Source organism: Mesocryomonas fontinalis, from assembly GCF_055730125.2.
Genome location: NZ_JBUZWG020000004.1, coordinates 48,895 through 60,861, shown reverse-complemented (window position 1 = coordinate 60,861; position 11,967 = coordinate 48,895). Strand labels below are relative to the sequence as shown.

The following is an 11,967-nucleotide window of genomic DNA, read 5'->3' as shown; positions in this document are numbered from 1 at the left end:
GACCTCGGGCTTCGCAGCGTGTCAGAGATTGACCGCCTTCATCCCCGCCTCCGGATACCGCGTCCCGGCCGTCGCGTCCTTGTGGAATGCTGCACCGAGTTCTTCCAGATCGGCCGTCGACAGTTCCACGCGGGCCGCGGCGACGTTTTCCTCGAGGTAGCTGATGCGCTTGGTGCCGGGGATCGGGACGATGTCGTCGCCTTGCGCCAGCACCCAGGCGAGCGCGACCTGGCCGGCTTTCACGCCGTTCTTGGCGGCGATCGACTCGACCAGCTCCACGAGCTTCAGGTTGCGGGCGAAGTTCTCGCCGGAGAAGCGCGGCGAGCCCTTCCGGAAATCGCCCTCGGCCAGGTCGGCCTCCGACTTGAACTTGCCGGTGAGGAAGCCGCGGCCAAGCGGCGAATAGGGCACGAAGCCGATGCCGAGCTCGCGCACCGTCGGCAGGATCTCCTCCTCCGGCTCGCGGCTCCAGAGCGAATATTCCGTCTGCAGCGCGGCGATCGGGCGCTCCTTGTGGGCGCGGCGGATGGTTTCGGGCGCGGCCTCCGAGAGGCCAAGATGCAGGATCTTCCCCTCGTCCTTCAGCCGTCCCATCATCCCGACGGTCTCCTCGATCGGCGTGTTCGGGTCGACGCGGTGCTGGTAATAGAGGTCGATCACCTCGACGCCGAGCCGCTTGAGGCTCGCCTCGCAGGCGCTGCGGACATATTCCGGGCGGCCGGAGATCCCGAGGCGCTCGCCCTTCGGCCCGCGCACGTTGCCGAACTTGGTGGCGAGCACGACGTCGTCGCGCCGGCCCTTGATCGCCTTCCCCACCAGTTCCTCGTTCTTACCGACGCCATACATGTCGGCGGTGTCGAGAAAGCTGACGCCGAGGCCGATCGCCCGCTGGATCACCTTGATCGATTCGGCGTCGTCGCCTTCGCCATAGAACTCCGACATGCCCATGCAGCCGAGGCCGAGGGCCGAGACGTCGAGATCGCGGCCGAGTGTGCGCTTATCCATGACGGATGCTTTCTGTTGCAGAAGGAGATGGGGAGAGAGATAGGGTCGGGTGACGGCATGTCATGGCCCTCGCGCCGCTCAAGGATGCGCTCCGTCGAGACGTTTCTAGACGCGCTCCCGGTGCGCGCCGGCGCCCTGCGGCACCAGCACGGGCTTCACCACCCGCCGCCGTTCGCGCCGCGCGGAAGCCACCGGCACGCCGCGATAGACCTGCTTGGTCGCCTCGATCAGGAGGACGCCGGAAAACAGCGGCCAGAGGTTGCGCCCGAAGCGCTCCAGCGCCGGGGCGAGGCCGAGCAGGGTGCGGCGCTGGAAGGGCGGAAAGAGCAGCGCGTCGGACCAGGCGGTCGGCGTGAACATCGCCTCCCGCAGAAGCCGCAGCAATTGCCCGCGCGACCAGGGCCGGCCGGAGCCGAAGGGCGTGTGCTCGAAGCGCGTCCAGACGCCGCGACGGTTCGGCACGACGATGACGATGCGCCCGCCCGGCGCCAGCACCCGCCAGCATTCGCTGAGCATGTCGAGCGGGCTCTCGGCAAACTCCAGCGCGTGCACGAGGAGGATGCGATCGATCGCGGCGTCGCCGAGCGGCAGTTCCTCTGCGCCGACGAGGGCGGTGCGCGACGCAGCGCCGAGCGGCCAGTTCACCGCGCCCTGGCTCGCCGGCATGAAGGCCAGCGCGCGTTCGCAGTCGCCCGAGAACCGGTCGAGATAAGGCAAGGCATAGCCGAGGCCGAGAAGGCGTTCCTGTGGGATCGGCTGCCACATCGGCGTCAGCCCGGCGGTGATCGCCCTCTGCGCGGCCTGACCGAGGCGGCCCGAATAGAAATCGCGGAGATCGACGATATCGGCATTCATGCTCAGCGGGGCGGCTCCGGCGGGTGCGGTCCCCCGTCTATAGCCCGATCCGCGCGGAGCCGGGTGAAGAAAACTTCATCCGCCGGCGAACCACCTGAGTTCGCTGCGGGAACAACGGGTGCGGCACTGGCCCTCTTCGCCGGCTGAGGAAAGGCGCACTCCCCGGATCGGTATCGTGCGCTAGCTCCTGTCGCATCCTCCCTGCAAGGAACCGACATGGCCGACATCGACATCCGCCAGTTCATGTGCCGAAGCGACAATTTCGGCGTCCTCGTGCACGACGCCTCTTCCGGGGTGACGGTCTCGATCGACGCGCCGGAAGAGGGCCCGATCGTGGCGGCGCTGGAAGCCGAAGGCTGGACGCTGACGCACATCCTGACCACCCACCACCACACCGACCATGTCGCCGCCAACGAGGCGCTGAAGGCTGCCTACGGCTGCGAGATCATCGGTCCGGTGAAGGAGAAGGCGAAGATCCCCGGCATCGACCGCACCGTCACCGGCGGCGACCGGCTGACGCTCGGCGCGATCGACGTCGAGGTGATCGATACGCCTGGCCACACTCTCGGCGAGGTCTCGTATTACCTGCCGGGCGCGAAGGCGCTGTTCGCCGCCGACGCCTTGTTCTCGCTTGGTTGTGGGCGGCTTTTCGAGGGAGATGCTGCCATGCTGTGGGCGTCGTTGCAGCGGCTGCGGGAGTTGCCGGACGACACCGCGCTCTACTGCGGGCACGAGTACACGACCACCAATGCGCGCTTCTCCGTCGACGTCGACCCCGGCAACACCGCCTTGCGCAACCGGGTGGAGGAAGTCGAGCGGCTGCGCATTTCCGGCAAACCGACGCTGCCCGTCTCGCTCGGCCAGGAGAAGCACACCAACCCCTTTCTGCGGGCCGACAATCCCGACCTGATGGCCGAGCTCGGTACATCCGACCCGGTCGCAACCTTCGCCCTGCTGCGTGAAAAGAGGAACGGCTACTGATGAGCTCCAAGGCGCTTTCGATCGTCCGCCAGTTCGGCCTGAAACCCCATCCGGAGGGCGGCTGGTACCGGGAGAGTTTCCGCGACGAGGCAGTGGACGAGGCCGGGCGTCCGCGCTCGACCGCGATCTACTACATGCTGGAGGCCGGCGAGACGTCGGAGTGGCACCGCGTCACCGATGCCGCGGAGGTCTGGCACTGGTATGCCGGCGCACCGATGGTGATTACCCTCTCGCCGAATGGCCACGATGCTTCTGCGCACAGGCTCGGGCCGAACTTCTCGGAGAACGAGACGCCGCAGCTTGTGGTGCCCGCAGGCGCCTGGCAGACGGCGACGACCCTCGGCGAGTACACCCTCGTCGGCTGCACGGTCTCGCCTGGCTTCCAGTTCGAGAGCTTGGAGATGGCCCCGCCGAACTGGCGCCCGACGCCGCGTCCGCGCAGTTGACGAAAACGCTCTTCGGCGCGCGGTTGCCGCGGTTCAGGAAACCGCGGAGCGTGTCGCCAGCAGCCGCTGGAACAGCGGCAGGGCGGCAAGGGCGGCGCCGGCGGTGATCAGCGCGGCGGCGCCAACGACAGCGCCGGTAATCTCGGCCTCGCCGGCCAGCACTAGCACCAGCGTCGACAGCAGCGGCGCGGCGTAGCTGGCGGCGCCGAGCAGCTGGATGTCGCCGTGCTTGACGCCGTGATCCCAGACGTAGAAGGCCGCGCCGACCGGCAGCAGGCCGAGCAGCAGCACCGCCCCCCATTGTCCCGCATCGGCCGGCCAGACCGTTGTCTCGAAGGCGAGGTGGGCGACCAGCGAAAGCGCGGCGGTCGCCGCGCAGAAGCCGGTGACGATCTCGCTCGGCACCGTGCCGAAGCGGCGCGACAGCAGCGAGTAGGCCGACCAGAAGACGGCGCAGAGTGCCGCGAGACCGTAGCCCAGCGCATACTGGCCAGAGAAGCCGGCATCGCCCTTGCCGAGGATGATCAGCGCTGCGCCGCCCAGCCCCAGCACGGCGCCGGCGAGGTGATACCAGCGCAGCCGCTCGCCCGGCAGCATGGCCGAGCCCAGCACGATCAGCAGCGGCCAGAGATAGGCGATGAGGCTTGCCTCGGCCGCCGGCGCATTGCGCAGCGCGGCGAAGTAGAGCGCGTGGTAGCCGAACAACCCGACGATGCCGAGCCCCCAGACTGCCGGTGGCTGGCGAAAGGTCGCCGCCAGCGGCGTGCCGTCGCGGCGTCTCAACAGAAGCCAGCCGAGCCCGACGAGCGTGCCGATCGCAAAGGTCATCGCATTCATTTGGAACGGCGGCACCGCGCCGCTGCGCGCGGTCAGCATCGCCAGCAGCGACCACATCAGGACGGCCGAAAAGCCCAGCAATGTCGCCACGGTGATTCCCCTCGGGTTCGCGTGGCTTCGGCTATAGAGGCGGGGAGGCGGGGTGAGAAGGGGCGGCCAGTGAGCCGGCGACCCATCCCGTCCTGGCGCTCACCCCTTCGCGAAGGTCGCGGCGCGGAAGGTGAGGGGGCCGATCTCGGTGGGGATGCGGGCGTAGACCGGGGCGAAGATGCCGGTGTCGCCGATCGGTGCGAACCAGAGCTCTATCGTCTGGCGCTGGATGAATTTTACGCCCTTGGAGGTCGCGCGGTAGCCGCTGACCGGGCTGATGCGGACGTTGCAGGCGGTGACGTCGCCGGAATAGCCATCGGTGGTGAAGGTCTTGGTGCCGGCCGGCGACAGCACGAGGTCAAGCCGCGACCATCCGTCGAAGAACGGCAAGGTGCGGTCGCAGAGGGTCGCCGGCTTGCCCTTCAGCATCAGCCCGCTCAGCGGGTCGACCACCGAGAGAAGGTGCTTCGGCGAGACCGGGACGTAATCCTTCTTCGGCTTGGTGATCTTCGGCGCGACGTCCACCGAGGCGACCCGGCCGCCGCGGAAGGTGACGTCGCTGCGATAGGTCTTCTTGTCGCTGGAATAGTCGAGGCCGTAGGTGGTGGCGAGCACCTTATCGCCCTTGATCGTGCCGCTGACCGAGCTGGTCCCGGCGACCTTCGAGAAGATGTCGGCAAGGCCGGTCGAGCCGAGCGTGCCCTTGATGCTGTAGCGGTTGCCGTCGATCGTGGTATCGAAGCTGGCGCGGCCGACCGGCAGGCCGATCAGCGAGACGTTGTAGCGCGAGGAAACGGTCTGCGCGGCGGCCTCGTCCAGCGCCAGCGGCGCCATGGCGAGCGCGGCGAGGAAAGCGGCGGTCGCCCGGTGGAAATGCGTCATGCCGTGGCTTCCCGGAGTGTCGACGAAAACAGCTGCACGCGTCGTCAGCCCATGCGTGCCATGTTCCCTGGCGGATGAATAGGGCTGAATTCCGCCGTCTGGGCATTTTCGCTGCTGACGCGGCGGTGGCTTCGGGTTGACGAAGCGCCGGTGGCAGATTATAGCACGCACCAATTCCGATCATGCCTCGTGGACGATGATCGCGCCGTGTTCCTATCGGCGGCGCTCCGCGATGGCCGTTTCGAGCTTGAAAGGTGTAACCCATGTCGCGCGCTTGCGAACTGACCGGCAAGGCCGTCCAATACGGCAACAATGTGAGCCATGCGAACAACAAGTCGCGTCGCCGCTTCCTGCCGAACCTGTCGGTTGTCACGCTGATCTCCGATGCCCTCGGCCAGCGCATCCGCCTCCGCGTCTCGGCCCATGGCCTGCGCTCGGTCGAGCACCGCGGCGGCCTCGACGCCTTCCTCATCAAGTCGAGCGAGCTCGAGCTGTCGCAGAAGGCCCGCCTTCTGAAGCGCCAGATTGCCAAGAAGCTGGCCGAGACCACCACGGTCGCCGCCTAAGCTTTCTGTCTCGACGTGCTAATTTGAACCGGGTGCCGAAAGGCGCCCGGTCTTCTGGTTCCATCACCCCAGGATAAAAAAATGAACCTGCGCTCCTTCGCGCTGCCGTTGGCAGCCATGACGTTGATCGTGCTCGCCTCCAATATCCTCGTGCAGTTTCCGCTGTCGGGGCATGTCGGGACACTCGCCCTCGGCGACATCCTGACCTGGGGCACCTTCACCTATCCCTTCGCCTTCCTGGTCACGGATCTTACCAACCGTCGCTTCGGCCCTGCCGTCGCGCGGCGAATCGTCTATGCGGGCTTTGCCGTCGCGATTCTCGCCTCGATCCTGGCACCGCCTTTGCTGTTCCGCTTCGGCCTCCTGTCGTTTCCGACCGCCGGCGACCGGCTGGTGCGAATCGCGCTGGCCTCCGGCACCGCCTTCCTGATGGCGCAGCTGCTCGACATCGCCGTCTTCAACCGCTGGCGGGGCGCCAGCTGGTGGCGGGCGCCAGCCTTCGCATCGGTGGCGGGTTCGGTGGTCGATACGCTGACCTTCTTCACGCTGGCCTTCGCGCCGTTCTGGCTGCTGGGCCCGACCGACGAGTTCTCGCTGCAGGCCGCGCCGCTACTTGGCGCTTTCGCCACGCAGGCACCGCGCTGGATCTCCTGGGCGATCGGTGATTTCAGCGTGAAGCTTGCCATCGCGATCCTGGCGCTGATGCCCTACCGCATCATCATGCAGCGTTTCATGCCGTACCGGCCGGTCGCCGTCGCCGGCTGAAGGTTGGCGGACCGGGGGCGCGCGTTCGGCGACGACAGGCAGGCTGTTCCAGCCTTGAGCTGATATCGCTCGCGTCACCAGGTTCTGAAACTGCGGTAGACCCTATGAGGTCGTCATCCTCGGGGACTTGGCCCCGGGGACCCATGCCGTTGCGGCGACGCCGCATTCCGGTGCCGGATCAACGCGTGATCGCCTTGGCATGGGTCCCCGGCCTGCGGCCGAGGATGACGATGTTCGGGGGAGCGCTACGGGTTTAGGGACGGAGCCGTTGGTGCTTCGGCGCATGGCAACGCGTCTTGCACGTCCCTCAGCTCGCGCCAGCCTCCTCGAGGGCGAATTCCAGGTAGAGGTTGCGCTGGAAGAACGAGCCGTTGTCGTCGGAGACGAGGGAGATGACGGTGGTGCCGGTCGGCGTGACCCAGGCGTCGAGCCCTTCCATGTTGTCGATCTCCTCGCCGGGACCCGCCTCCATCAGCACCGGGCCATCGACGAGCGCGCCGGGCTTGATGTCGGCGCTCGAGATCCGCCGGATACGCATGCCGATGCGGCCGAAACCCTGGTAGCGCCGCTCCAGCAGCAGCAGGTCGCCGTCCGGCAGGAAGGCGCCGTCGGTGACGGACCACGGCTCCTCGCGCTTTACCGTGAACATCCCGCCTCTCGGACCAAGGATCGCCGCGAAGAGGTTGCCCTGGCGGTCGAGCGAGAGCTCGGAGACGATCACCGTCCGCGGGCCCCCGGCTGCGCCTTTCGGCGCCACGGCAATGGTCTCGATTCCCTGGTTGGTGCGCAGCTCGCGCGGGGGAATCGGCAGCTTGACGGCCTCCGCCTTGCTGTCGAACGGCGCAGCGGGGTCGGCGTAGGCGGCGATCCGGTGCCGCTGCTCGAACGAGACCAGCACCCTGTCGCCATCGATCGCCATGCCCTCGGCGTCGGCAAGGCCCTTGCGCTGCGTCTGCGGCTCGCCCGCGGCGTCGAGGATCGGCGCCATCTCGGCGTCGGCCAGTCCGACCGGGCGACCCTCGGCGTCGCGCCTTATCGCCGCCGCGAGCCAGTAGCCGGTATCGGTGATCGCGAGAAGGCGGGTGCCGCCCTCCCGTAGCCGGACGGCAGAGATCCCCTGCAGGCGCCGATCGGCAGAACTGTAGCGAAAGCCGCCGAGATAGCGCAGCGCCCCGGTGCGCCCGTCGGCCGACCGCTTGTCGAAGCGCTCGATGAGGGAGGACTGGATCGCCAGCGTCTTCGCCTCGGGCAGCGCTGGCCCACCCGTCGCGACCACCGACACGGCGATCGCTGCCAGCGCCCCGAGGCGCCGGCGGTGGCGTCCGGGCGCGCCTGTCACCCGCGGCTGCCGGCGCGGCGCGGGCTGCGGCGGGCGCCGCCGGCACTGTCGTCGGCGAAGAGGTCTGCCAGCTGCTCGGTCATGGCGCCCGCCAGTTCCTCGGCGTCGACGATGGTTACCGCCTTGCGGTAGTAGCGGGTGACGTCGTGGCCGATGCCGATCGCCAGGAGCTCGACCGGCGAGCGCGTCTCGATCTCCTCGATCACCGCCCGCAGGTGCCGTTCGAGGTAGTTGCCGGGATTGACCGAGAGCGTCGAATCGTCGACCGGCGCGCCGTCCGAGATCATCATCAGGATGCGCCGCTGCTCGGGGCGGGCGAGCAGGCGATTGTGCGCCCAGACCAGCGCCTCGCCGTCGATGTTCTCCTTCAGGAGCCCCTCGCGCATCATCAGGCCGAGATTGCGCCGGGCCCGCCGCCAGGGCGCATCCGCCGACTTGTAGACGATGTGGCGGAGGTCGTTGAGCCGGCCGGGCTTCTGCGGCTTGCCGGCCTTCAGCCAGGCCTCGCGCGACTGCCCGCCCTTCCAGGCGCGTGTCGTGAAGCCGAGCACCTCGACCTTGACGCCGCAGCGCTCCAGCGTGCGCGCCAGAATGTCGGCGCAGGTGGCGGCGACCGTGATCGGCCGCCCGCGCATCGAGCCGGAATTGTCGATCAGCAGCGTCACGACGGTATCGCGGAAGGCGGTGTCGCGCTCCTGCTTGAACGAGAGCGGCTGCATCGGGTCGAGCACCAGCCGGGTCAGCCGGGCGCTGTCGAGATAGCCCTCCTCGAGGTCGAAGTCCCAGGAGCGGTTCTGCTGCGCCATCAGCCGGCGCTGCAGCCGGTTGGCGAGGCGGCCGACGACGCTGTGCAGCGTGGTCAGCTGCTTGTCTAGGAAGGCCCTGAGACGGTCGAGCTCGGCCTCGTCGCAGAGTTCCTCGGCGCCGACCATCTCGTCGAAGGCTTGGGTATAAGGCTTGTAGTCGATCTCCGTGGAGATGTTCGACATGGCCTGGTTCGGACGGCGCGATTCGCCGGGCGTCTCGGTGTCCTGGCTGTCGTCGTCGACCGGATCGTCGGCCGTGACCTCGGACTCTTCGGCCTCGGCCGCGTCCTCGCTTTCGGACTGCGATTCGGAGTCCTCCGCGCGCGCCTCGTCCTCACCGGCATCCTTCTCGGCGCCGCCTTCGTCGCTGTCGCGCTCCTGGTTGTCGCCTTGCTCCTGGTCGTCGTCGCTGTCCTCGCCGTCGTGCTCCTGGCCGAGTTCCTCGGCCATTTCCATCACAGCCAGGAGATCGCGCATGGCGCGGGCGAAGGCCTTCTGGTCCTCGACCGCATTCGGCAGGCGCTCCAGCCGTTCGCCGGCCTTCTCCTCGATCCAGTCGCGCCAGACGTCGACGACGGCGCGGGCGCTCGGTGGGATCTCGCGGCCGGTCAGCCGCTCGCGCACCATCAGCGCCACGGCATCCTCCAGCGGCGCTTCGGCGCGGTCGGTGACGTCCTGCAGGTTGGAGCGGAAATACTTGTCCTCGAGCATCGCCGCGAGGTTGTCGCCGACGCCGAGCATGGCATTGGCGCCGATCGCCTCGACGCGCGCCTGCTCGACCGCGTCGAACACGGCACGCGCGCTCTTGCCCTCGGGCGCGAGGGTGGCATGGATCTTGTTGTCGTGCCGGGCCCGCCGCAGCGCCATGGCGTCGGCCATGCCGCGGGTGACAGCGATGTCGTTCTGGGTGACGCGCTTCGGCAGGTCGGGCAGGCGGGCGCGCGGCCCGTTCAGCCCCGGCCGCTCGCTGGCATAAGTGACTTCGAGCTCGGCATCCCCGGCGATCGCGCGCATGCAGCCAGCAACCGCCCGCCGGAACGGCTCGCGGTCGATGCCGCCCTTGGCATTGCCGGGTTTGGAATTGTCGCCGATGCGGGACATGCTATCCGGGCCTTGTTCTTTAGTGGGCGGCAAGCCACCGTTGTTACCGTTGCCGTGTCAGCCGTGCTCGCTTCTGCAGCGCATGTAACGAAGCGCCGACCCCTAAGGTTCGTCATCCTCGGCCGCAGGCCGGGGACCCATGCCGTGGCGTTGAACACCGCCAGCGGCGGTATTCGACGTGATGCCGAGGTCGCCAGACTTCCTGCGGCTACGTCTCGGCACGGATCCCCGGGGCCAAGGCCCCGAGGATGACGATGTTCGGAGGACTTGCCCCTCAGCGGTTGGAGGGCGTGGCCCTCTTCAGTGCTGGGAGAACGAGCCCTTCAGCCTGACGTTTCAAGCCGCCGATTGCCGGCGACGCGGTATCGAAGCCTAATCCAGCACCACGTTTGCCGACGACTCCGGCAGTTCTTCCCCGAACGCCCGCTGATAGAATTCCGCCACCAGCGCGCGCTCCAGGTCATCGCACTTGTTCAGGAATGTCAGCCGGAACGCGAAGCCGATATTGCCGAAGATCTCGGCGTTCTCGGCCCAGGTGATGACGGTGCGCGGGCTCATCACGGTCGACAGGTCGCCGTTGACGAAGGCCGAGCGGGTCATGTCGGCGACGCGAACCATCTTCGAGATCTGGACCTTGCCTTCCTTGGTCTGGAAGTGCTTGGCCTTGGCCAGGACGATGTCGACTTCCTTGTCGTGCGGCAGGTAGTTGAGGATGGTCACGATCGACCAGCGGTCCATCTGCGCTTGGTTGATCTGCTGCGTGCCATGGTAGAGGCCGGTGGTGTCGCCGAGGCCGACCGTGTTGGCGGTGGCGAACAGGCGGAAGGCCGGGTGCGGCGTCACGACGCGGCTCTGGTCGAGCAGCGTCAGGCGGCCGGAGGCCTCCAGCACGCGCTGGATCACGAACATCACGTCAGGGCGGCCGGCATCGTACTCGTCGAAGACGAGCGCGACGTTGTGCTGGTACGCCCAGGGCAGGATGCCGTCGCGGAATTCGGTGACCTGCATGCCGTCGCGGACGGTGATCGCGTCCTTGCCGATGAGGTCGATGCGGCTGACATGGCTGTCGAGGTTGATGCGCACGCAAGGCCAGTTGAGGCGCGCCGCGACCTGCTCGATGTGAGTCGACTTGCCGGTGCCGTGGAAGCCCGAGACCATCACGCGGCGGTTGCGCGCAAAGCCTGCGAGGATCGCCAGCGTCGTCTGCTTGTCGAAGAGATAGTCGGGGTCGAGGTCCGGGACATGGTTGTCCGCCTCGGCATAGGCCGGGACCGTCAAATTGCTGTCGAAACCGAAGGTTTCACGGACGGAGATCGTGGTATCCGGGAGCCGAGCCACGTCCTGAACCGCTGCAGTCATCACGCCTCCAAAGGCCCGCGCGGCCATGCTGGCGCGGTGCCGTCTCTGTTGCCTCGGCGACGCCGGGAGCCGTCGCGGGCAGTGTTGCCGGCACCGAAGGGGCTCGGCGCCAAGATACCGTGGCACCGGGATGCCGTTTCACTCATTCTGCAGCGCCGGAACGGCCGGGAAGCCGCGGCCCGCCCGCAGACCTCTGCTCAGCGATTAACAAAAACCGGATTGCTTCAAGAGCTTGTAGGCCTGGATGACCTCGCGCAGCCGGTCTTCATGTCCGCGATCGCCGCCGTTGGCATCGGGATGATATTGCTTCACCAGGCTTTTATAGCGCGTCCGAACGGTCTCGCCAGACGAATCTTCGGGGATGCCGAGCGTCGTGAAGGCTTTCGATTCCAGCGAGCGCACCTTCTTGACCTTGGCCGCCGCACGCGCAGCCGCCGCGTCGCCCTCGAACAGGTTGAACGGATCCTTGGCCTTGCCGGTCCAGCGCTTGGCGCGCGGCGGCGCCTGGTTGGTCGCGGTGTCGCCGGTGGCCGCGCCCATGGTCCAGGTCGGACGGTGCCCCGTCAGCGAATCCTTGAGATAGGTCTGGATGTCGGTGTCGTTCAACCCGGAGAAGTAGTTGTACGACTTGTTGTACTGGCGGACGTGGTCCACGCAGAAGTTGAGATACTGGCCCTCGTGGTCGCGGCCGCGCGGCGCCTTGTGGGTGCCGGGCTCCTTGCAACCATCCCACGAGCAGTCGGGCGCGCGCGCCTTCTCTGCAGCCTTGCGGCTGGGGCGGACACGAATGCCGTCGAAATATTTGGAATCGAGTTTCATCGGGATGGATTATGGTGCGCCGGCAGGAGCCGAACAAGAATTGACAGATGCGAAAAAGTCCGGGAAGCCGGGCCGAAGCGGCGATTGTCGGTTCCTGCGGACCGGCAATCTCGCCT

General features: G+C 67.6%; 12 protein-coding genes. 4 read left to right on the top strand and 8 right to left on the bottom strand.

The features are described 5' to 3' along the window. Positions 1-21: 21 nt before the first annotated feature. Positions 22-1,005 carry an aldo/keto reductase gene (locus ACZL02_RS11135; RefSeq protein WP_472939678.1) on the bottom strand — a complete coding sequence of 328 codons (984 nt, stop codon included), beginning with the start codon at positions 1,003-1,005 and terminating at the stop codon, positions 22-24. Between the two features lie 105 nt (positions 1,006-1,110). Next, positions 1,111-1,860, bottom strand: coding sequence for a class I SAM-dependent methyltransferase (locus ACZL02_RS11130; protein WP_472939677.1), 750 nt, complete (start codon positions 1,858-1,860; stop codon positions 1,111-1,113). Positions 1,861-2,076: 216 nt separating this feature from the next. Between ACZL02_RS11130 and gloB the strand changes: the two genes are divergently transcribed. Beyond that, entirely contained in the window at positions 2,077-2,841 is a 765-nt protein-coding gene (gene gloB / locus ACZL02_RS11125; protein WP_472939676.1) for a hydroxyacylglutathione hydrolase, read from the top strand. Then, complete coding sequence (locus tag ACZL02_RS11120) at positions 2,841-3,287, top strand: cupin domain-containing protein (RefSeq protein ID WP_472939675.1); 447 nt, start codon at positions 2,841-2,843, stop codon at positions 3,285-3,287. The genes gloB and ACZL02_RS11120 overlap by 1 nt, the downstream gene beginning before the upstream one ends. Before the next feature lie 33 nt (positions 3,288-3,320). On the opposite strand, the gene yddG is transcribed toward ACZL02_RS11120, so the two are convergent. Together yddG and ACZL02_RS11110 are read right to left on the bottom strand one after the other, a co-directional pair. Beyond that, positions 3,321-4,220 (bottom strand): aromatic amino acid exporter YddG, encoded by a 900-nt coding sequence (gene yddG, locus ACZL02_RS11115; protein WP_472940063.1) that lies wholly within the window; start codon positions 4,218-4,220, stop codon positions 3,321-3,323. 93 nt (positions 4,221-4,313) lie between these two features. Beyond that, a complete protein-coding gene (locus ACZL02_RS11110; RefSeq protein ID WP_472939674.1) occupies positions 4,314-5,096 on the bottom strand; it encodes a DUF3108 domain-containing protein in 783 nt (260 codons plus the stop codon). Positions 5,097-5,359: 263 nt separating this feature from the next. Between ACZL02_RS11110 and rpmB the strand changes: the two genes are divergently transcribed. Both rpmB and ACZL02_RS11100 read left to right on the top strand, forming a co-directional pair. After that, positions 5,360-5,662: a 50S ribosomal protein L28 gene (gene rpmB / locus ACZL02_RS11105; protein ID WP_472935815.1), complete on the top strand. Its 303-nt coding sequence runs from the start codon at positions 5,360-5,362 to the stop codon at positions 5,660-5,662. Positions 5,663-5,743: 81 nt separating this feature from the next. Then, entirely contained in the window at positions 5,744-6,427 is a 684-nt protein-coding gene (locus ACZL02_RS11100; RefSeq protein ID WP_472939673.1) for a queuosine precursor transporter, read from the top strand. Between the two features lie 307 nt (positions 6,428-6,734). Here the strand turns inward: ACZL02_RS11100 and ACZL02_RS11095 are convergent, their stop codons facing one another. From ACZL02_RS11095 to ACZL02_RS11080, 4 genes are all read right to left on the bottom strand, one after another. Continuing rightward, positions 6,735-7,766, bottom strand: coding sequence for an esterase-like activity of phytase family protein (locus ACZL02_RS11095; protein ID WP_472939672.1), 1,032 nt, complete (start codon positions 7,764-7,766; stop codon positions 6,735-6,737). Further along, positions 7,763-9,673: a cobaltochelatase subunit CobT gene (cobT, locus tag ACZL02_RS11090; protein WP_472939671.1), complete on the bottom strand. Its 1,911-nt coding sequence runs from the start codon at positions 9,671-9,673 to the stop codon at positions 7,763-7,765. The genes ACZL02_RS11095 and cobT overlap by 4 nt, the downstream gene beginning before the upstream one ends. Positions 9,674-10,045: 372 nt before the next feature. Further along, positions 10,046-11,032 (bottom strand): cobaltochelatase subunit CobS, encoded by a 987-nt coding sequence (gene cobS, locus ACZL02_RS11085; protein WP_472939670.1) that lies wholly within the window; start codon positions 11,030-11,032, stop codon positions 10,046-10,048. Between the two features lie 204 nt (positions 11,033-11,236). Next, positions 11,237-11,851, bottom strand: a complete 615-nt coding sequence (locus ACZL02_RS11080) for a J domain-containing protein (RefSeq protein ID WP_472935811.1) — start codon at positions 11,849-11,851, stop codon at positions 11,237-11,239. Positions 11,852-11,967: the final 116 nt, after the last annotated feature.